Consider the following 21,215-nt stretch of genomic DNA (forward strand, 5'->3'; position numbering starts at 1 on the left):
CATAAAAAAGATCATTTTATCCCACTCTTAACGGGCATAAGACTCCCACCTCAAGATTCTGAGTATACAACAGAAGATAGGTGGGAGATCAACTGCTTTGGTCCTTTAGCAAGTGCTGAAGAGGTTGGGTTTGTCTTTGCGTTCCAGGTATTAACGATTATTATCTTTTTCTCCTCTTTAATCTCAGTACTATACTATCTTGGAATTATACAATGGTTTCTTAAAATCATTGGTGGTGCCTTATCAAAGCTTTTAGGTACAAGTAAAGCAGAATCAATGTCTGCAGCAGCAAATATTTTTGTCGGGCAAACAGAAGCTCCGCTTGTTATTCGACCGTTTTTAGCAAAAATGACAAAGTCTGAGTTGTTTGCTGTTATGACCGGCGGACTTGCGTCAGTTGCGGGTTCTGTCCTTGTTGGTTATGCTTTATTAGGTGTTCCGCTTGAATATTTATTAGCAGCTAGCTTTATGGCAGCGCCAGCCGGTTTGATCATGGGTAAAATGATTATACCTGAAACGGAAAAATCTGAGATTGCTAATGTATTAGAAATGTTGGATGATACAGAGTCCGTTAATGTGATTGATGCTACTGCTCGTGGTGCTGGAGATGGTTTGAAGTTTGCCGTAAATGTTGGTGCGATGTTACTAGCCTTTATTGCATTAATAGCACTCATTAATGGAATACTAGGTGGCTTAGGTGGATTGTTCGGTTATGAGAGTTAGCTTCACTATTAAGTGCAGCGATTGCAGGAATATTTATTTAACTTCATTCAGCAGAAGTCCTCCACTTCTGTAAGTGGGGGATGAATGCAAAAAGCTCTCTGATTCAGTGGGGGGTTCAAACCCCGGCTGAATGAAGTTAAGCCTCCGGCGGATGCCTCGGATTTTTTAAAGGTCATTTATCGAGCGAGCTCGATAAAAATCCGGGCGCAAATTCGGCGGGGCGAATTTGATCGAAGAGGTAAATAAGAGGATTATTACTCCTTTTTAATGAAGAATATAATCATATCATCAAAAATTTAATGTTAAAAGGATGATCAAATATGAGAATGGTAGATATTATTGAAAAAAAACGTGATGGTGATGAGTTAACAAAAGAAGAAATTGACTTTGTCATTAAGGGTTATACAGATGGAAGTATTCCGGATTACCAAATGTCAGCATTAGCGATGGCCATCTTTTTTAAAGATATGACTTCTTCAGAACGCGTCAATTTAACGATGGCAATGGTTGAATCAGGTGATCAAATAGACCTTTCATCCATTAAGGGAATTAAAGTTGATAAACATAGTACAGGAGGTGTTGGTGACACAACGACCCTCATTCTTGCACCTCTTGTCGCTTCCGTTGGGGTACCTGTTGCCAAAATGTCAGGACGTGGGCTTGGGCACACAGGAGGAACCATTGATAAATTAGAATCGATCGAAGGCTTTCAAGTTGAAATTGACGGCGATACCTTTAATAATCTGGTGAATAAGAATAAAGTGGCTGTAGTGGGTCAAAGTGGAAATCTAACGCCTGCAGATAAAAAATTGTATGGCTTACGTGACGTAACCGCAACAGTTAACTCGATTCCGTTGATCGCAAGCTCGATCATGAGTAAGAAAATTGCATCTGGAGCAGATGCCATTGTTTTAGATGTAAAAACAGGTTCAGGTGCATTTATGAAGGATTTAGATGGTGCGAAGAAACTTGCACATGCGATGGTCCAAATCGGAAACGGCGCTGGACGTAAAACGATTGCGGTTATTTCTGATATGAATCAACCATTAGGGTTTGCTATTGGGAACGCCTTAGAAGTAAAAGAAGCCATTGATACGTTAAGAGGAAAAGGACCGGAAGATCTTTATGAGTTATGTTTAACACTCGGAAGTAAAATGGTTTATCTTGCGGATCAAGCAGAAAGTGTTGATGAAGCACGAGAGAAGTTAGAGGACGCTATAAAAACAGGGAAAGCGATCGATAAATTTAAAACATTTATTGCAGCTCAAGGTGGAGATAGCACAATTGTAGATAATCCGTCCAAACTTCCAACAGCTTCTTATACATTTGAAGTTGTGGCGAAAGAAGATGGTGTTGTTTCAGAAATCATTGCTGATAAAATTGGGGTTGCAGCAAGCACTTTAGGAGCAGGGCGTACGACAAAAGAATCAGAGATTGATTTAGCCGTAGGTCTTGTCTTAAATAAAAAGATAGGTGATCAAGTGAAAAAAGGTGAATCACTTGTTACCATTCGTAGTAATACGAAAGAAGTAACTGAAGTTAGCAATCAAATTTATGATGCCTACGGGTTTTCACAAAATGATGTTAAGTTAAACTCATTGATATACGATATTATATATGATTAAAAAATTAAATGTAATGCAAAATAGATAGGGTCCAATAAATGGACCCAAACTTTTTAAGTGTATAAGAGGTTGGACCTCATACAATGTGTCTATGAGCTTATTATTAATTGAAAAATTAAAGGAGAATGGTCATGAGAGAATTATTACTGAGTGTACTAGCGGGAATGATTATTGGAGTTGTTTTTAAGTTTTTGCGACTTCCGTTACCAGCTCCTCCTGTACTAGCAGGTGTGCTCGGCATATTTGGTGTATATTTTGGAGGCATTCTTGTTGATTGGATTTCTAAAACATTTATGAATTAATGAAACAGGGGGAATTTAGAGATGACGACAAATTTTAAACGAGTTTTTCTAATAACCATTGCCGATAATTTTAAGGTTAAAAAACCAGCATGTGGTCAGAGTTTTTTAGAGGATATTAAATAATAGGAGGGAAAGCGATGAATATTGAATCAGCTAAACAGACAGCTGTCTATATTTCTGAGAAATTATCGATTCAACCTAAGGTAGGATTGATTCTTGGTTCAGGATTAGGAGTACTTGCAGACGAAATTGAACAACCGGTAAAAATCAAATACACAGATATTCCTAGTTTTCCGGAGTCTACGGTTGAAGGGCATGCTGGTCAGTTGGTAATCGGGGAACTTCAAGGATTACCTGTGCTTGCCATGCAAGGGCGTTTTCATTACTACGAAGGGTACGGGTTGGACCAAGTGACGTTCCCTGTACTGGTGATGAAAGAGTTAGGAATTGAAACATTAGTGGTGACGAACGCGGCTGGTGGCGTAAATCCATCGTTCTCACCAGGTGATCTGATGTTAATTACCGACCATATTAATAATGTAGGTGCCAATCCGTTGATTGGACCAAACAATCAAGAATACGGTGTTCGTTTCCCAGATATGTCAACAGCCTATAATCAACAGATACAAGCTATAGCTAAAAAGGCAGCCACAAAGTTAGGACTTTCTTTACAAGAAGGTGTATATGTTTGGAATAGTGGGCCTAGTTATGAAACACCTGCAGAAATTCGTATGCTTCAAAAACTAGGTGGAGATGCTGTTGGGATGTCCACCGTACCTGAAGTCATTGTTGCACGTCATGCGGGCATGAATATATTAGGGATATCCTGTATTTCGAATATGGCAGCAGGGATGATGGATCAACCATTATCTCATGATGAAGTCATGGAGACAACGGAGAAGGTGAGAGAGCAATTTTTAAGTCTTGTAAAAGAAATTATTAGTATAATGAAAGAAAGTGAAAAAATATAAGAGGATTACCTATTAATCCGTGTAAACAATTGGTTTGATAAAAAATAAATGATTTAGATAAGGGTGTGAAGGATGGACAATCAATTGATGTTTGAAGAGGCCAAGAAAGCTAGAGAGATGGCGTATGCTCCATATTCGAAATTTAAGGTGGGGGCAGCGCTACGAACAAAAGTCGGTAACATATATCGGGGTTGTAACATTGAAAATGCGGCCTATTCGATGTGTAATTGTGCAGAGCGTACAGCGTTATTTAGTGCCTATGCACAAGGTGAAAAAGAATTTGATCTTCTTGTCGTCATTGCAGACACTGATCGACCTGTTCCACCCTGTGGAGCATGTAGGCAAGTAATTTCAGAGTTATGTGCTCCAGATATGAAAGTGATTTTGACGAACTTGCAGGGTGAAAAAAAAGAAATGACTGTCACTGAATTATTACCAGGAGCGTTTTCTCCTGAAGATTTAATGAAATAAAAGCGATAGAATGAAAGGTGATAAGAATGAATAAGACAATTGCAAAGATGATTGACCATACAGCATTAAAAGCAGATACGACAAAGGAACAAATTGAAAAATTATGTGAAGAAGCAAAAAAATATGGGTTTTTCTCTGTTTGTGTAAATCCGACGTGGGTAGAAGTTTCAGCAGATTTACTTAAGGGATCTGATGTGAAGGTTTGTACCGTTATTGGGTTTCCGTTAGGAACAACAACATCAGAAACAAAAGCATTTGAAACAAAGGATGCTATTCAAAAAGGTGCCCACGAAGTAGATATGGTGATTAATGTTGGCAAGTTAAAAGACGGTGATGATGATGGTATTGAACAAGATATTCGTTCTGTTGTGGGGGCAGCGAAAGGGAAAGCTTTAGTGAAGGTGATCATTGAAACCTGTTTACTAACCGAAGAAGAAAAGGTTCGTGCTTGCAAATTGTCTGTTAAAGCGGGTGCCGATTATGTGAAAACATCAACTGGGTTCTCAATTGGGGGAGCAACGGTTGAAGATATTAAGTTAATGCGTGAAACGGTTGGCCCTGATATTGGAGTAAAAGCTTCTGGCGGTGTTCGTGACCGCGAAACAGTAAATGCTATGGTTGCAGCAGGAGCGACACGTATTGGAGCAAGTTCTGGTATTTCCATTGTCAAAAGTGAGCAAGGAACGACTGCTTATTAAGTTGGCATTTTAACTTCCATAAAAAGTCATATACACGCCACATAAGGTAAAGAAACTTGAACTGTTTTTTGGGGGAAAGTCAAACTAACTAGTTAGTGTTTTTTGAAAATCAATGTATTAAAAAGGCGGTGTGAAATGATGAAAACCATCTTAATTACAGGTGCAGGAACAGGACTAGGAAAAGAACTCGCACTATCCTACGCACGAAAAGGGAATCGCATTATTTTAGTAGGAAGAACCGAGTCAAAACTAAATGAAGTAAAACAAATGATTGATAAATAGTTAAAGAAAGTAATGCTACATGGAAGCAATCAATTAATCTCATATTATATATTAGTTTGTCGACAAATTGAGCCTCAATTCCTTTAAGGAGTTGAGGCCATTATATTTTAAGAGGAAGGACCATGTAAAAGAACTATTTCACCTTGACGAACAGGAACTAACGGCATTTATGAATAATGTAAATTACAAAGGCCAATCGAAAAATCAACCAGTACAACTAAACAACCTTTCAGTAGATGTGAGTTCAGGAAATGTCAATCTGGATTGGATTACGGCTAAGAGTGGGTTATTTGATATTAGTTCAGGAAATGTTAATTTGAAACATTATAAGGGACAGCTTGAGGCAGATGTATCATCGGGTAATATCAATATTCAACTGGATCAATTAACAGATTCGGTTAAGGTGGACGTAAGTTCTGGTCATGTACAGTTAGATTTACCTGACAACGCTGACTTCACATTAGATGGAAAGGTTAGCAGCGGATCTATTTCGAGTAATTTTGTTTTGAAAAATAAAGAAGAGAATAAACAAGTAATGAAAGGTGTACATGGAACAGGAGAACATCAGTTAGATTTAAGTGTATCAAGTGGAAAGGTTGAGGTAAATTAATCTAGGTGCCAGGCACCGTCCAGATAATTGGAAATTGTTTTGTGTATTATATATTAAAATAATTGGCGAAAAGGGCTGTCCTACAAGTTGTGACTTTGGCTTGTAAGTAGCCCTTTTCAAAGGGGGATCAAAGGGGGAAGAGTTAAAAATAGAATAGCTTAGTAAGATGTGATGCTTCTTTAATTAACGCTTACTAAATGGAAATAGAAGCTTATCTTCTTGTAGATTAATTGAAGAGACTTATTCTGTTTTCTTTACATGATACTTTTTGTACCAATTCACAAAATGATTTAAACCTGTTTCTAATGTTGTTGTAGGGGAGAACCCTACATCCGTTTGTAAGTCCGTAATATCTGCATAGGTCTCCTTAACATCTCCAGGCTGCATCGGTAAATATTCTATTTTTGCCTTTTTACCAATGATTCTCTCTAAAAACTGAATAAAATCAATTAATTTTTCTGGATTATTGTTACCAATATTATAAACTTTGTAGGGCGCATAACTTGAACTAGGTTCGGGATTTGTTCTATCCCATTGATTGTTAGGTTTCGGTGGGCGATGGAGTAATCTGACTATTCCTTCTACGATATCATCAATATAAGTGAAGTCTCTACTCATGTTTCCATGATTAAATACTTTTATTTTATTGCCTTCCATAATATCTCTAGTAAATGAATAGTAGGCCATATCTGGTCTTCCCCAAGGGCCATATACTGTAAAGAAACGAAGACCTGTGGTTGGAATATTAAATAAATGACTATACGTATGAGCCATTAGTTCATTTGATTTTTTTGAAGTAGCATAAATACTTACAGGATGATCGACGGAGTCTTTAGTAGAGAATGGAATTTTTGAATTTGCTCCATAAACGGAACTTGATGAAGCATAAATCAAGTGTTCTACAGGATAGTGCCTACAGGCTTCTAAAATATTTAGAAACCCAGATAGGTTTGAATCAATATAAGAATGTGGATGGTTAATACTATAACGAACTCCAGCTTGAGCAGCTAAGTTGATCACAATATCAATTGAGTGATTTTTAAATATTGAATACAATGCTTCTTCATTTGCTAAATCTATTTTAAAGAACTTAAAATTAGTGTTTTTTTCCAGTATCTTTAACCGCTCCTGCTTTAAACGAACATCGTAATAATCATTAAGATTATCGATCCCAATCACATGATAACCTTGAGCCAGCAAACGTTTTGAGAGATGAAACCCAATAAATCCGGCCGCTCCTGTTATTAAAATGCTCATTTACTTCTATCCTTGTCTTTTTTGTTTTTATTCTTTTCTTTTCCTTTCTTGTCCTTTTTGTTTTTCTTATCCTTCTTATCTTTTTCCTCCATTACTAATGTTGCTTCTTCATTCGTAAGTGGAATTGGTGTTTTTGTCCATTCAGCATGTGTCTCGGGATCCATTATTTTTACTTGTTCAAGGAAAGAGTCTAAGAAATTTCTTTCGTGAAGGTTTTGAAATAACTCGATCGGTCTATTTTGTTCTCGAGAAAACGAATACACATGATCGACTAATTTAAAACCTTGGTTGGTGACAAAAATATGTCTTAACGGGGCATCGATTTGTTTAAAACCTGCTTTTTTCATGGTTGTTAAAATATCGAGCAAGCGTCTTGTTATCTCCTCTGAAAGGTGAGATTGTTTTTTTAGATACTGATTTAAATTGGGTCCTAGTAAATACTCCATTAAAACATAATTGGAACCTGTTTCATATACTTTTGGAATAAACAGCAGGTCTTGATTGGATAAAAGAACTTCTTTTTCCTGCTTACAATGTTCTGGCTTTCCATAAATCTTTACACATTGATCTTCAGCTATTCGGTATACAGCACCTTGATGTCCTTTACCAATGAGCGGTTGAGTTACGGAGCTTTCAACTTTTACTCCTTTTCCTGATCCACCAGAGGAGACGGGAATGTTTCGATAGTCGAAACGATTTTCCTTGAAATATTTCTCCCACATTTTATATGTTCTCGGCTCTAGTCTTTTTACTTGGGCTAAAAATGAGTCTTTTAATAAAATGATATTTAAATCTCTCAATAATTTTAGGGGGACTGGATGAATCCTTTTGAAGGCGTTTACGTGATCAACTACTTTTAATTCTTCGTTTTCAAGAACAAAGATATGTCGCAGCGGGGCATCGATCATTGTGAATTGCGCTTCCTCCATTTCCCTTAAAATAGTAAGAAGTTTTCTGGAGATGGATTCCGGGATATACGTGCAGTTTCTAAGATATTCTTTTAAATTTGGAGCATTAAAGTAATCCATCACCACAAAATTGGAGCCTGTTTTATATACTTTAGGAAAAAAGGATAAATGTTGTCCGGCGTTAAGGGCTTCGGCTTCCATTTCTGCCTGCAGTGGATCTGTATAGATTTTCACACATTTATCTTCTGAAATTTTAAATACTGCCCCTTGCGAGCCCATACCGATTAGTGGGTAGGTAGTAGGGTTATCAATCATTAAAGTTTTTAAGCCTTTCGTTACTTTAATTGATTTAAAGTCCTCCATTATTTCGTTCCCCCTAACAATTCATCATAATATCTTGCCTGTAATAGAAGCTGTTGTTTAGCATCAAAGAATTGTTCAACTTTTTGACGTGCAGCGATCGTATACGATGCCCCAATATTCCTGTTGGTTAACATATATTCAAGAGCGTCTGCAAGTTGGTCCACATTGTTTTCTTCTACTAAGAATCCTTCTTTGTTATGGGTGATCAATTCAGGGATACCTGCATGATGGGTCGAGATGACAGGTAAACCGATTGCCATGGCTTCTTTTAGTGTATTTGGAATTCCTTCTAAATCTCCATTAGCCGCTGTTAAGCTAGCAGCACAAAATAAATCTGCATTCATCATATGCTCTCGCACTTTTTCTTTAGGAAGGTGATTTAATAAACGAAAAGAATCTCCTAAATTTAGTTGATTGGCTAGAGAGGTAAGATCATCCTGGAGCTCCCCTTTTCCGATAATCGTCAAAGTGGCATCAGGAAATTTATCTTTTACTCTTTGAAACGCTCTTATTAAAATGTGATGTCCTTTTTTTCTACTAATCTACCTACAGATAGAATGTTTTGTGAGCCCGCTAAACTTGGCGTTCTATAATGGTATTGGCTTAGATCAACGCCCCCGTATAGCACTTTAATTTTTTCTGGAGGGCAGCCCCAAGCTTTGAGTCTGTCAGCCAAATATTGACAAACGGGATAAAATTGATCTCCTTGTTCAAATAGCATTTTCATGTGTTCTAAATAACCAACTGGCTGATCGGCCAAGGTGGCATCTCTGCCTCGAATACTAGTTACTAACGGGAGATTTGTCTTTTCCTTAAAAGGGAGTAATAATATGCCTAATTGACCATGGTGGGCATGTAAAAGGGAAATATTATTTTTTTCTACAAATTCTTTTGGCGAGAAAATTTCATTAAGATAGTAAACCTTTTCATTGAGTAGCGGGAGGTCAATCATATACTTTGGTTGACGTACCAGATGAATATAATCATAACCTGGAACTTCGCGAATCTGAGGAATATACTGAGTTGGGTCAACTCTTAAATTTAAATGCATAGCTGTTGGCAAATAAACCTTCTCCTTTCAATTAAACATGGAATATGAAGTATTGGAATAGATTATGCAAAATGGGAAGGAGAGGCTTGGACAAATAGGAAGAAAGTTCCATTAAAATAATGGGATTTTTCATATGAAGGAGTCTTTTCAAAAAGGGGAAGATGATTTAGATTGATTACGGAGAACCCTGTCATAAGAAATAGTGATGCTCTTATGATAGGGTCCTTGTATCATTCTGAATAGGTCCATAATCAGAACTATTCGGATTATATTGATGTTGACATGTTTTTTCGATTTTTAAAAGAGATAAAAGGCTCCATACCACAAATTGATTGTATGATTGAGGCAAAGAAAAAGGATAAAGCCCTATTTAAATTAATGGAAGAGATCAAAAAAAAGGGATGATGTTGAAATAATAGATGGTTCTTCCTTTCGTTTGAAATAAATGAAAGCCTTCATGATCGTTAAGAAATCATGTTGTTTAGAGTAGAGAAAATATGTCACTTTAATAACATCATATGCTAATTACACAATAAAGTAGAAAACAATCGCTCAGGAGCGATTGTCACCGAAAAAAGAAAAGTCATAGATTAAACCATTATTGAGTAGAAGGATAAAAAGAATCTTTTTTCCGTTGAAAGGGGAGAGAAAACAAAAGTAAGCAATCTTTGTTTTATTAACAATCTTCTTTAACAGTGTCTTTAAGATAAACATTTAAACGATGTTTTTTATCTGAAACAGTGGCAAAAAAGATGTCTTTTAATTGCCTATATCCCTTTTTCTCCAATTCGGTTTTGAGCCATACTTTATCCTTATGTAAAAGCTTTAAATTCTTCTCTTGAATTCTTCCTTCTACAATAACAGATATAGGTATTTCATCATATGGGATTTCCACTTTTAAATCATGTGGTGTGATAGGAGCTACTTCTCTTTTAGGTAATATACTTACTCCACCATTAGACTCCAATATAGCATAGTGGATATCTTGAATCTCAGGGTATCCTGATGAGCGAAGTGCAGCCAATAATTCGATCAAAGGATACCTAGCCTTCTTTAAGTGTGACGGAATGAGTTTTCCATGTTTGATTAAAATAATAGGTTCCCCAATAATGAAACGATTTATTTTATTAACCAGTGTTAGTCTACCGATGACTAAATGAAGAGATATAACAACGATGATCCCAATTAAAGCTTTCGAAATTGTATCAATCTTAAGTGGTCCAAAGGAAATATAGGCTAGGTATATAATAGCGCCAAAATCGTGTGGTGTTATTTGTGCTAATGCTGATCTACCAAGAAAACGAATTCCAAGAATATAAATACTAAACAACAGTATGAGTTGACCTAAGAAAATGAGCATAAAAGAATACGCCTTTCTAACTGAAATTCATTCTAAAGCTAATATTAGTAAAGTCTACTAAAAATATCCTAAAATTGGAGAATTTCTTTTTAATAGTAAAAGGCAAGCACGATTTTGTGCTTGCCTTTTACCTACAACAATGTGAATTAGACATACTTATCGAATACTGAATGCTTCATTCAAAGATGGTATTCTTAATAAACGATCTAACTTATAAGTCATTTTCCTCATTAAGAATACGGTTTTCATCATCATAGTAAATAAGGTTGGGAAGAAGCGAAAAAGAATATTCACAGTGTATCCCTCCACATTGAAGTTTAGTGTTAAATGAATAAACACTAGAGTTATTATTGACAAAAAAATCATTTATTATATTTGGATTTTACTGGAAAATTTGAAGCATATATTATTATGTGTTTTTTATTATGAATAGTGACAGGGGTGTTTGTAATGAATAAAAAGATTGACATCCCTAATTGTTATTGTTTTTATAATACCAATATGGGTATTATAAAAACAATAAATAACATACAGGAGGCAATACTTCATGGATTATATCAATTATGTGCTACTCGCTCTTATCGCTTTTGTTCTCATCCAGCGTTTTTTACCAGCAAAGGGTGTAAAACAAATAACAACATCCTATTTGAAAGAGGAATGAAGTGGTTTGCTTCATACAAAGGGAAAAGAAAAACGGTTTGTGAATGATAGGGATATCACGATTCATTTTAGATAAATTTTTTATCAAAAAATATACCTTATGGGGTAAGTTGATGACGGTGAATGTTTGGTCTTCAAAAGAGGTAACAGAAAAAGTATTAAATAAAGAGGATCTTCATCAAAACATGTTCTTAACCCCTATTCATTACCAATCAGTTCCTCGTTACACTCTAGTATAATGTGTTGCTTGTAATCATTATTCACTTATTAAATTTGAAGAGTCTAAATAACCATGTCCTTGAACATTAGGGGCTTGTCCCAAATCTTCACATGCACTAATAAGTTGTTCTTTTACTTGGTCAGGGGACAGATTTAGCTCTTTTTGTAACAACTGTGCAACTACACCTGCACATATAGGTGTGGCCATTGAGGTACCAGATAAAGAAAAATAATTTATATCAACACGTGCTGATGGATTTGTTTTATCTAGAAAAGAACGTGGGGAACGTAATGAAATAATATTTACACCGGGTGTTACAAGATCTGGTTTCATTAGCCCATCAACGGTTGGACCTCGACTTGAAAAATATGCGACCATATCATCAGAACGATTCATTGTATTTCTATCATCTGCAGCTCCTACTGTAACTACCTTTGGGCTTATCCCAGGGCTGGCAATCGTTTGCGAAGATGGACCTTCATTACCTGCGGCTACACAAACTACCATACCATTATCCCATGCCTTTTCAACAGCTTTCACCACTGGATCGTCTTTGGAAGGTTGCATTGCAGTAGAACCAAGTGATAAAGAAAGGATATTTATACCTAACTGTGATTGATTTTGAATACACCATTCAACACCTGATATGACGGTAGAAAGGGAACCTGATCCCATTTTGTCTAGAACTTTAACCCCTACTAAGTTTGCCTCAGATGCTGGTCCTTGATATTTTCCATTAGATGCCGATCCATTACCTGCGGCGTCTCCTGCACAATGGGTACCATGTCCATTATCATCATACGGGGCTGTTCTATTATTAATAAAATCCCTAAACCCTTTAATCCGTCCTTGTACATCTTGATGTGGATGGATACCTGTATCAACAATCGCAATAGTTACATCTTTTCCTGTTAAATCATTTTCTTGTAATTGATGGGAATTAATCGCTGGGGTAGCTGTATCAAGGAGCGCTGTTACTTTTCTATCATAATAGATTTTTTTAATGTGGTTACAGTTTTCAAGTAAATGTTCTATTTTTTCGATGGATAATTTTGTGGAGCAACATGAAATGGATCGAAACTCATTTAAAGTGCGGCATTTCGTATTCTTTACATCTTGTATACCAAGATCAAAACAATCCTCTTCAAATTCAATGATTAAGGGTAAGTTCTTTTTTTTCCTTCGCATATATTCAAAAGTGCGATGTAAAAAACATGGAACAGACCGAAAAGGGTAATAAGCTTTGACTAATTCTTGACGCATGCTATGATCAAGTTTATGTCCCATACGTCGGGCCAGCTGAATACCAGAGTAACTTAACATTACTATTCACCTCTCTTAAAATTCCTTACACGATAACATATGGAAATGTTTAAGAAAGTGATTGATTAAACCGTACAAAACAGTAGAAAAAGAGCAAAAAACTAGAGAATATACTTAAGTATTAATCTCTTTAAGGATATTTTCTAGATTTTGCATAGTCGTATTAATCATTCTTCCATACATATTTAAAATAGATTGACCGTAGGTATCACCTGGAACAGCCCATTTCCCATTTAATCCAATCCATGTTGTCGCAGAACCTCTTTGTACGTAGTCAAAACGAGGATCAACTAAAGGGTATTGATTAGGTAAGGGATTCGTTGTCGCATAAGCGTATAAATGTTGAATATGGGCTAGCACACCTTCTCTTGGTGTATCAAAGCTTGCCCCCGGATTATCAGGGCCTGTTGCTCCTAATCCACAAAAGTTATTTTGTGCAGGCTGCACGACTCCAGTAAATCGAAGGTAGTCTGTTTCAAGCATTGCTTGGGCAAAGGCTACATCTCCTCTAATCCCGTAATATTCTCCAAAGGTGAGATAATAAATTCCTAACTCTATAGCATCAGGATTGAAGACTTTAACAACTAGATTCATATGATCCGGTGACAAAAAGGTCTGACCAAGTATAGAATACCCAGAAGGTTTTACTTGATCCGAACTGACATTTTCAGTAAGGATATAAGCATCTCCAATTCCAGCCTTTTTAACTTCATCCAACCGTTTCTCCGCATTTTCACGATTTGAAAAGGCCCCAGCTTGTACTCGATACCATACTTGTCCAGAAATAGAAGGGGTATCAATAAAAGATTCAATGCCCTTTGAGTGCAAATAAGATGCTCTCTCTTCTGCATTATCTTTCGACTTAAATGATCCGGCTATTACCTTATAAACTGTTGTAGAATCATCTGGTTTGCGCCTAAGATTAAATGCTTGCACTAATCCATTTACATGACCTTGTGCTACTTGTTGACGCCATGAAGACTCTTTCATCAAAGCAGCATCATGGGCATTGTCAATAAATCCATTTTCCGTTAGTAGTGCTGGCATATTAGACTCACGTAGAACATGGAAATTTGACTTTTTCTGTCCGCGGTCTCTTAGCTGATTGACTTTCATTACTTCTGTATGAATTAAATCTTGATATTTCGCTGTTGTAGAAGAGTCAGATAGACCGCTATGGATATAGTCCTCGTACCCTTGTGCAGAGCCATTATACGCATTACAATGAATGGACAAATAATAGTCGGCACCCCAAGAATTAGCTTCATTTGTCCGTTGACTTAAGCTTTTGCTGCTATCGCTAGTACGGCTCATTCTTACTTCAACATTTTCATAACCATTTAGTAAGATAGCGCGTATTTTAAGCGCGATATCTAAAGTAATATCTTTTTCCCTTAGTCCATTACCTTGTGCACCTGGATCTGTTCCACCGTGACCTGGATCTAAATAGAGTTTCATACATATCCTCCATTCTATTAAAATATCTTACAAATTACATAGTATGGAAAACCTTAGATTTTGATTGGACATACCAACTATTAGGGTAAAGCTGCTTAGAATACGAAAAATTCTCTTTCACTTTCAAAAAGGGTCTTTGTGTAAATTTCACTGGAACTTCAATAGATGATTGTGGGCATTTTGGTTACTGGATAAGGAATCAAAGAGAAAACGATATATTGAATTTTCTCTTTAGCCCCCATAAATTATTACAAATTGAAGAATAATAGGGGATCCTGATAGGGGTAAATGGAGGCTGGAAAACGTACTTCACTGTATTTGGTAGCAACCTCCATACAGATGTTGAAACAACAGCGAACGATTTAGGGAAAACGATCATAAAAGACGAAACTGATATAGTAGTAGATGAAGTTGTAGATGTAGATGTTACTGGATTGACATGTCCAATGCCGATTGTGAAATTGAAAAAAGGTATGGAGTCAATCGAGAGCAATCAAATATTAGAACTTCATGCAACAGGCCGAGGCACATTAAATGATCTGTTTGCCTGGTCAAAAAATGCTGGCCACACCATCTTAAAAACTGAACAAAAGGGTCCAGTCCTTAAATTCTGGATCCAAAAGAAATAACATTAGATCATGTGGGTGATACGCATCTGCTAAATTCGAATAAAAAGGGCATTCAAACACGAATGCCCTTTTTATGTTAAGTGACAACATCAAAATTGATTAAAAAGGGGGGATGTCATCATAAGTTACGCAGAGATCCATTGTGCATCGCATAATTTCTTAGGACTACTTACCATCTTTACCCAGTAGTGACCGCGTAGCGTACCCATATGTTGGAATAGTTTCACATAACATAAAAATATTGTTAGGAAACGTGTCGAAAAAAATTTTTGACACCCCACCAACGAGTTAAACCGTTGGTAAATCAACATTTATAGAGGGAGGAAAAACGATGAATCATTATAAACAGTGACAGGGACTGTTCGTAATGAGTTGTGTGCTAATGATCAATTATGCAGGATTTTATAACTCGTTGATATATCAATGTTTTCGAATAAAAGAAGTTAGATTTATAAAAAAGCAAAGTGTTATACATCCAAACTGAATAACTCAAAATTGTTTTGAATCTTGATAAAACAAAGTAAGTACTTTAATAAAATTAGAAATAATTAAATAAATTAGGTTATTACACAAGCAACTATCTTTTTAATTAATAAATTGATATAGAAAAATAAATAATAATTAAGAAAGGGTTGTTATGTATGTCATCTTCAAATCATAAAGTGACTCATAATTCTGTAAAGTTTGTTAAGTCAGGAGATAATAAAAAATTTAACAATTTCTGTAAAGGTTGTGGGTCTCATGATTCATTTTGTAACTGTAAATTTAAAGCTCCTGAACGTAAGGAAGCTAAGCCATTAAATAGTGACTGTACCCTAGTTAATTCAGTAGTATGTTCAGAGAAGGTACAAAAGGTTGCAGAACTAACACTTCCACTTACTGCTTTTGGTATAGAGGATCTTGACGATATTTGCGCTGTAAATGTTGTACCAAATACAGCTGGAATTACTCAAAATGTTAGAGTTATCAAAGACAAAGTTGTTAACATTGGGACTGTTCCTGTAACTATTACAATAACACTTACAACTGGTGACACTGTAACTCTTACAACGAGTCTTCCTTTTCAGGCACATACTGACTGCCCAGGAGCGTGTCCTGAGGATTTAGTACAGGAAACTCCTCTCGAAGTAGAAGGAATCTTTGTTCAACCAGGGGTACCAGTAGTTGTTGGTGAAGGAGCTCCAGTCACAGGTATTTTATTTAAAATTATACTCCGCACTTCTTTTGTTGTTGTTCGACCAGTTATTGTAGATAAACATGGCGATATATGTGATGTAGTTGATCGTTGTGACTCTAATGGTATTCCTTCCACTATTTTTCTTCCAGCACCGCCAAATGTATGTTAACGGCTGACTGAGAGTATAAAGTCGTATTTAAAAAGAAACGATAATAGAATAGGAGAAAGAAAAAAGAATTCTCATCTGTTTGAAAAAGGAAAATATAAGTAAAATGCACCTATAGAAGTACACATTAATAAAAGTGTGCCTATATGCTGTTGACAATATAAATAGGAATTTATAAGAAGGGGCTGTCCAGAGAGTCTGTTTACTTACATTTCTGGAACCTCTTTTTATTCTTTATTAAAAAGTTGCACAAAAAAGTCGGCCTATCTAGTAAAATGAAGTTACCATACAACATTCCAGCAAGGACGATTTTTAATGAGCAATCTATATCACGCAAATGACAATTCTTCCAGAAATAGAGGAAAAAAAGCCCCCTAAAAGACAATTAGCTCCAACTTTTAAACCATATGACAACCGTCAAATTCAAGTTATTTTTGATATTGAAGCACTCATACCAGAATATCATGCCTCAAGTGTAGTGGATGAAATGGTTGAGGCCGTTCCAGATGAGTAACGATTTGATTTTCTAATACCTTATGATCCTATATACAAGAACAAACGCGCAAATACAAAAAGGACCTCAAAAACGCAAAAAATTGGACCTATAAGGAACAAGAAGATGATTGTTTTATTTGCCCGAATGGAAGGAAGGTTACGTTTAGAAAGTACCAAAATAAAAAGAACAAGTCTGGTTATGAACAAAACTTCAAAATTTATGAATGTGAAGATTGTTCAGGTTGCCCCTTGAAAGTGAAGTGCACAAAAGCGAAAGGAAATCGCTAAGTTCACTGAAATTACCGTCTTCGAAGAAATGAAAGCGAAGGCAAAAACAGCCCTTGAATGTGAGGAAAAAGCCGTAATCAACGCTCAATGCAAAGTCGAATTAGAAAGTGCGTTCGGTCATATCAAGGGCAATCGGTCGTTCCGCAGGTTTTCCTTGAGGGAACTCCACAAAGTCCATGTTGAGTTTGGAATAGTGGCACTAGCCCACAACATACTGAAAGTAGCAGGCATCCGCCAACTACTTACGGAGAAAAATTGAAAAAATAGAAAAGCAGGTGGAGAAAAATGATTCATTTTTCTCCACCTGCTTTATTTTAAGGACTTATCAGACAGCCCCTTCTTACCTCCAGTCAAGTGTTTTTCATTAGGTTTATTCTAAGTAATGAATTTCTTTTGAAACAGAGGGAGGTACCTCCCTCTGTTTCAAAAGAAATTCACGCATGCCAAAAAGACCTAACGAATTTTCATTTTTTTCGCAAGGCCAAATATGATATAGTGATAGTAAATAATTATGAACAGGTTGAAGCTGTTTCATAATTATAGGTTTTGTGATGTATGATTAGGTGAAATGCCACTTTCAAGAACTTATTCATACAAGCAATAGACGCAACTTTGTGAGGCTTTCTCTGAGGTTGCGTTTTTAATTTGTCATAATAATCTACGATATGGTTGTTTGTCTTTTGGCGAAGTGTAATCATCGTTTGAATCATATAAAATAAAATCTTCCTAAGCTTGTTATTCCCACGTTTATTGATCTTGTCCTTGTAAAGTGTATTCCCAGATTGGTATCGCATTACATCAATGCCTACATAGGCGTTAAGCTGCTTATGACTTTTAAAACGGCGAATATCGCCTATTTCACCAATTAAACGAACCGCTGTTGCTTCTCCAATACCAGGAAATGAAAGGAATACTTGATATTCAACTCATTCCTTTGAAAGATCCACCATTTGATTCACTAACTGTCCTTTTTTCTCTTTTAAATCGGCAATGCGCTTGGCATAATCTCATACCTGCTCACAACGTATATCATCACTCGAAATCGCTGGATATGAATCTTTCGCTGCTTCTAGTAATGCCATGCCTTTTTCCTCAGCTCGCTTTAAGGATAAATTTTTCCTAGTATTTGCCTTTAATCGATTTCGAACAACCGTCTTTGAACAAGCTAACACCTCTTCTGGATGAGGATACAATTGGACAATATTTAAAAATAAGGCTGAACGGGTGGAAAATAAGCGCTCTAACTCAGGGAAACTAAGCTGTAAAATGGAATGCATGCGACTGAAAAGATGGGTGATTTCACTATCTAATTCATCATAATAACGAGAAAGTGCACGCATTTGATGGTAATAATCTTGTTCTTGATATGTTGGTTCACGTTCCACTCGAAAATGTGATTTCGCCAACTCATGTGCATCACCTTTATCGGTCTTTTGTCTACGCATCGAAGCCATTTGTAAATTCGCTTCAAGTGGATTGATGCGACAATATTTATAGCCTTTATCTTTAAAGAATCGCTCTAACCCCTGGGAATACACGCCTGTTGCCTCGAAAACTATTTCCGGTGCTTGACCATCTTTATCTGTTAACGATTGTAGTGTTTCATGAAGTACTTTAAAAGACGAACGATTATGTAGTATTTCTCCTTCATATTCACATTGACGATATCGATTATAAATTACCATCGTACTTTTCCCCATACTGACATCAAATGCCACAACATGTTTCAATTTCCTCTTCTCCTTTTGGCCAATCATAGAAGTCTTCACAATACCTTATCGATTCCATTTTCTTTTACACGATCTCTTGGATCCAACATACTAAACTGATTCATATAAGGGTGTGAAGTCGGTCGGTTTTTAATACGGACTCTTCTTTGGTCCCAGGAGCTGTTCGACCTTCCCTCACTTCTACTATAAAAAAATAGTAGCACAAACCATGGCCGTGGTCTGTGCTACTAATGTTAGTATGTTTTTGAATTTCATCCTCATAAAAGTTGAATCTTTATCTGTCTTTGAAAAACTATTACGGTCTTCAAATATAGCCTTTTGTTCTTCATCTTCTTCGGCAACTGCTTCATATGTATATTAATATGCATCTAGAATATAAAAAACATCTATCAAGGCTTGAAGATGAGATAGATCCTTTAGCAAAAAGTATTGAAGAATATAAGATTATCCAATCCATACCCGGAATCAGCGAAACAATCGCTGCCACGATTATTTCTAAGATTGGAGAAATTGATCGGTTTAATCACCCTAAAAAATTAGTTGTATTTGCCGGAATTGATCCGAGTATTTTTGAATCTGGTACATTCAAAGGTATTACCAAAGGAGGTACTAGTAGAATACGATACGCCTTGAATATGGCTGTTAAATGTGCCATTCGTGACTATGCAAGAAGAAACCGATAGATGAAATTATCCCTCGTAACAAGCGATTACGAGGGTTTTATGAAAAGAAATGTGAAGAAGGAAAACCCTTTAAAGTAGCTGTGAAGCTTGTGCTAATAAACTTTTACATTGGATATATGCACTTTTAAAAAGCAAATCGACTTTCCAAGATCTAGCCTGGTTTTAAAATATAACTAAACGACCCAAAACGTTTTTTCGTATGCATAAATTTAGTATAGCGTGAGATATTTTAAGTTTTATTGAAAAATATTGACAAACTATTAGCTGGTTTAGTTTTGCCTTTTTTCAATGAGAATTTTCAAGGTGGCCCTCGGTAAGGTACTTTAAAGTGTGAAAGCAATGGGTCTGATCCAGTTTAAGGCAAAAAATGAATAAAGGCTGTCTATGTTAAATATTATTTATACAGCTTTAAATCATGATTCTTTTAAGCCAGTCACATTTGAAATTATACCCAATATGGTATAATGTAAGATGCAAAAATGAATTTAAGTGCTGTTCATGTTCAGGTAACAAACTATTAGATATAATCATCGTTATAAGCGTTGAAAACATTTAAATGAATATGATCATTTCCTTATAGAAAGGTTGAAGAATAGTGGAATACGATAAAAAGGTGATTAATCGTTTAAAGAGGATAGAAGGATAAATTAAAGGGGTTATTGGAATGAGGGAGCAGGGAAAAGATTGCCGTGAAGTCGTTAACCAATTATCAGTTGCTCGTAATGCAATAGACCGGTCAATGGAAGTGATTCTCAGCACCAATTTAGAACAATGTGTCTGTGAAAGTGTAATAATCTGTGAAAGTGTAATAAAAGGAGAAGATGCGGAACATCTTGTTAAAGAAGCGGTAGAACTTTTGATTAAGAGTCGATAGGTCAATTCAGCAACTAACTTATCCTTAGAGGATTAGATCATTTTTTAATACATCTAATCTTTGAGATTAAACGAATTCCGTATGTATTAATTAAAAATAATATGAAGAAAGAAAAAAGTGTAAATAGGCGTATTTTTGGTCAATTGGGAGGAGGGCAGTTATCTCCACTCTTTTATATTGCTTACTCTACATTCTAGTGGTGTAGCGTTTGGGTTATACTGCCCGTAAAGTGGCTTAATCCAGCACGATGATTTTAAGAGGGATTACTAAAGAATTTTTAATACGAAAACATTTCACATTAGGCTTTCCAAATGACAAGGACACAATAAAATAGGCTGTATTTGGATAATGGACATTGACGATATCATTTCTGGACGGGTAAGGGGGAGCGGTTGGATGGGAATGATAGATTCCTGTTAACTCCTCTCCTTGCTGTTTCATCGATTGGAATACTTGGGACATTTGCTTAATGTCCATGGCAAAAGTAGTAGGAGATCGTTCAATGTTTTTCATTTTCCATAATGACTCGTTTTTTCCTTTCAAACCTGAAAGCAATCCGCATGCTTCATAAGGTACTTCTTGTTGACAATGGTTAATCATTGTATCTAACACTGATTTTTTTATATAAACGTGATCTTTACTAGTTTTGTTGGACCTAGCGGCCGCAACATTTTCTGCGTTGTGTTTTGCTGGGTGTGTCGGATAAATATTTTTTCTTTTGTTCGACTTTTGCAGTTGTGGGCTGTTGGATTTTTTTTGCCTGAATTTTTGATTTTGCGGTTTTCCTATTTCCTGCAGGAACACTTTTTGATTTTCCAAATATTTCCTTCATTTGTCTAGATGTCATCATTTTTTATCACTCCACATTATTTTTAATATAAAGCTTTCAAA

The 21,215-nt window shown here is 36.0% G+C and carries 22 protein-coding genes and 4 pseudogenes; 17 read left to right on the forward strand and 9 right to left on the reverse strand.

All coding sequences use genetic code 11. From position 1 onward, the window contains the following. Positions 1–96: 96 nt before the first annotated feature. From JMM81_RS07655 to JMM81_RS07690, 8 genes and pseudogenes are all read left to right on the forward strand, one after another. Positions 97–717: pseudogene (locus JMM81_RS07655) on the forward strand (nucleoside transporter C-terminal domain-containing protein); the annotation flags it as partial. A gap of 326 nt (positions 718–1,043) precedes the next feature. Further along, positions 1,044–2,348 (forward strand): pyrimidine-nucleoside phosphorylase, encoded by a 1,305-nt coding sequence (locus JMM81_RS07660; protein WP_256240970.1) that lies wholly within the window; start codon positions 1,044–1,046, stop codon positions 2,346–2,348. 131 nt (positions 2,349–2,479) lie between these two features. After that, positions 2,480–2,650: a DUF1427 family protein gene (locus JMM81_RS07665; protein WP_256240971.1), complete on the forward strand. Its 171-nt coding sequence runs from the start codon at positions 2,480–2,482 to the stop codon at positions 2,648–2,650. A 137-nt stretch (positions 2,651–2,787) separates the two neighbouring features. After that, the gene (locus JMM81_RS07670) at positions 2,788–3,621 is read left to right on the forward strand and encodes a purine-nucleoside phosphorylase (RefSeq protein ID WP_256240972.1); all 834 of its coding nucleotides are present in this window, start codon (positions 2,788–2,790) and stop codon (positions 3,619–3,621) included. 72 nt (positions 3,622–3,693) lie between these two features. After that, complete coding sequence (gene cdd, locus JMM81_RS07675; RefSeq protein ID WP_256240973.1) at positions 3,694–4,092, forward strand: cytidine deaminase; 399 nt, start codon at positions 3,694–3,696, stop codon at positions 4,090–4,092. A gap of 26 nt (positions 4,093–4,118) precedes the next feature. Next, positions 4,119–4,790, forward strand: coding sequence for a deoxyribose-phosphate aldolase (gene deoC / locus JMM81_RS07680; protein WP_256240974.1), 672 nt, complete (start codon positions 4,119–4,121; stop codon positions 4,788–4,790). Positions 4,791–4,925: 135 nt separating this feature from the next. Then, positions 4,926–5,072 (forward strand): SDR family NAD(P)-dependent oxidoreductase, encoded by a 147-nt coding sequence (locus JMM81_RS07685; protein WP_256240975.1) that lies wholly within the window; start codon positions 4,926–4,928, stop codon positions 5,070–5,072. Between the two features lie 169 nt (positions 5,073–5,241). After that, positions 5,242–5,682 carry a DUF4097 family beta strand repeat-containing protein gene (locus tag JMM81_RS07690; RefSeq protein ID WP_256240976.1) on the forward strand — a complete coding sequence of 147 codons (441 nt, stop codon included), beginning with the start codon at positions 5,242–5,244 and terminating at the stop codon, positions 5,680–5,682. A 240-nt stretch (positions 5,683–5,922) separates the two neighbouring features. Here the strand turns inward: JMM81_RS07690 and JMM81_RS07695 are convergent, their stop codons facing one another. Genes JMM81_RS07695 through JMM81_RS07710 form a run of 4 tightly spaced genes read right to left on the reverse strand, consistent with a single transcriptional unit; the run spans position 5,923 to position 9,273 of the window. Next, a complete protein-coding gene (locus JMM81_RS07695; RefSeq protein WP_256240977.1) occupies positions 5,923–6,939 on the reverse strand; it encodes an NAD-dependent epimerase in 1,017 nt (338 codons plus the stop codon). Further along, the gene (locus JMM81_RS07700) at positions 6,936–8,210 is read right to left on the reverse strand and encodes a hypothetical protein (RefSeq protein WP_256240978.1); all 1,275 of its coding nucleotides are present in this window, start codon (positions 8,208–8,210) and stop codon (positions 6,936–6,938) included. The genes JMM81_RS07695 and JMM81_RS07700 overlap by 4 nt, the downstream gene beginning before the upstream one ends. Beyond that, positions 8,210–8,752: a glycosyltransferase gene (locus JMM81_RS07705; RefSeq protein ID WP_309143482.1), complete on the reverse strand. Its 543-nt coding sequence runs from the start codon at positions 8,750–8,752 to the stop codon at positions 8,210–8,212. The genes JMM81_RS07700 and JMM81_RS07705 overlap by 1 nt, the downstream gene beginning before the upstream one ends. Continuing rightward, positions 8,722–9,273, reverse strand: a complete 552-nt coding sequence (locus JMM81_RS07710; RefSeq protein ID WP_256240979.1) for a glycosyltransferase — start codon at positions 9,271–9,273, stop codon at positions 8,722–8,724. The genes JMM81_RS07705 and JMM81_RS07710 overlap by 31 nt, the downstream gene beginning before the upstream one ends. A gap of 246 nt (positions 9,274–9,519) precedes the next feature. On the opposite strand from JMM81_RS07710, the pseudogene JMM81_RS07715 reads away from it, so the two are divergent. After that, a pseudogene (locus tag JMM81_RS07715) lies at positions 9,520–9,706 on the forward strand (UV DNA damage repair endonuclease UvsE); the annotation flags it as partial. Positions 9,707–9,937: 231 nt separating this feature from the next. Here JMM81_RS07715 and JMM81_RS07720 read toward each other — a convergent pair. Further along, entirely contained in the window at positions 9,938–10,621 is a 684-nt protein-coding gene (locus JMM81_RS07720) for a DUF421 domain-containing protein (RefSeq protein WP_256240980.1), read from the reverse strand. A 773-nt stretch (positions 10,622–11,394) separates the two neighbouring features. On the opposite strand from JMM81_RS07720, the gene JMM81_RS07725 reads away from it, so the two are divergent. Next, positions 11,395–11,520: a hypothetical protein gene (locus JMM81_RS07725; RefSeq protein WP_256240981.1), complete on the forward strand. Its 126-nt coding sequence runs from the start codon at positions 11,395–11,397 to the stop codon at positions 11,518–11,520. A 17-nt stretch (positions 11,521–11,537) separates the two neighbouring features. Here the strand turns inward: JMM81_RS07725 and JMM81_RS07730 are convergent, their stop codons facing one another. Further along, positions 11,538–12,824 (reverse strand): S8 family peptidase, encoded by a 1,287-nt coding sequence (locus tag JMM81_RS07730; RefSeq protein WP_256240982.1) that lies wholly within the window; start codon positions 12,822–12,824, stop codon positions 11,538–11,540. Positions 12,825–12,938: 114 nt separating this feature from the next. Next, on the reverse strand, positions 12,939–14,282 hold the full coding sequence (locus JMM81_RS07735) for an N-acetylmuramoyl-L-alanine amidase (protein WP_256240983.1): 1,344 nt from the start codon (positions 14,280–14,282) through the stop codon (positions 12,939–12,941). A gap of 395 nt (positions 14,283–14,677) precedes the next feature. Between JMM81_RS07735 and JMM81_RS07740 the strand changes: the two genes are divergently transcribed. The 5 genes from JMM81_RS07740 (at position 14,678) to JMM81_RS23020 (ending at position 17,296) form a co-directional block, all read left to right on the forward strand. Further along, a complete protein-coding gene (locus tag JMM81_RS07740; RefSeq protein WP_309143483.1) occupies positions 14,678–14,911 on the forward strand; it encodes a sulfurtransferase TusA family protein in 234 nt (77 codons plus the stop codon). A gap of 641 nt (positions 14,912–15,552) precedes the next feature. Then, complete coding sequence (locus tag JMM81_RS07745; protein ID WP_256240986.1) at positions 15,553–16,257, forward strand: hypothetical protein; 705 nt, start codon at positions 15,553–15,555, stop codon at positions 16,255–16,257. A 334-nt stretch (positions 16,258–16,591) separates the two neighbouring features. Further along, a complete protein-coding gene (locus tag JMM81_RS07750; protein ID WP_256240987.1) occupies positions 16,592–16,768 on the forward strand; it encodes a hypothetical protein in 177 nt (58 codons plus the stop codon). 116 nt (positions 16,769–16,884) lie between these two features. Beyond that, entirely contained in the window at positions 16,885–17,037 is a 153-nt protein-coding gene (locus tag JMM81_RS23015) for a transposase (RefSeq protein WP_375162360.1), read from the forward strand. Continuing rightward, positions 17,030–17,296: a transposase gene (locus JMM81_RS23020; protein WP_483862174.1), complete on the forward strand. Its 267-nt coding sequence runs from the start codon at positions 17,030–17,032 to the stop codon at positions 17,294–17,296. Before JMM81_RS23015 ends, JMM81_RS23020 begins: the two co-directional genes overlap by 8 nt. 250 nt (positions 17,297–17,546) lie before the next feature. Here the strand turns inward: JMM81_RS23020 and JMM81_RS07755 are convergent. After that, a pseudogene (locus JMM81_RS07755) lies at positions 17,547–18,767 on the reverse strand (IS110 family RNA-guided transposase). Positions 18,768–19,093: 326 nt separating this feature from the next. On the opposite strand from JMM81_RS07755, the pseudogene JMM81_RS07760 reads away from it, so the two are divergent. Both JMM81_RS07760 and JMM81_RS07765 read left to right on the forward strand, forming a co-directional pair. After that, positions 19,094–19,616: pseudogene (locus JMM81_RS07760) on the forward strand (transposase); the annotation flags it as partial. A gap of 480 nt (positions 19,617–20,096) precedes the next feature. After that, positions 20,097–20,324: a metal-sensing transcriptional repressor gene (locus JMM81_RS07765; protein WP_256241097.1), complete on the forward strand. Its 228-nt coding sequence runs from the start codon at positions 20,097–20,099 to the stop codon at positions 20,322–20,324. Positions 20,325–20,558: 234 nt separating this feature from the next. Here the strand turns inward: JMM81_RS07765 and JMM81_RS07770 are convergent, their stop codons facing one another. Next, entirely contained in the window at positions 20,559–21,143 is a 585-nt protein-coding gene (locus tag JMM81_RS07770; RefSeq protein WP_256240988.1) for a M67 family metallopeptidase, read from the reverse strand. Between the last annotated feature and the right edge of the window lie 72 nt (positions 21,144–21,215).

Source organism: Bacillus sp. V3B (genome assembly GCF_024494465.1).
Taxonomy (GTDB): Bacteria; Bacillota; Bacilli; order Bacillales; family Cytobacillaceae; genus Bacillus_BD.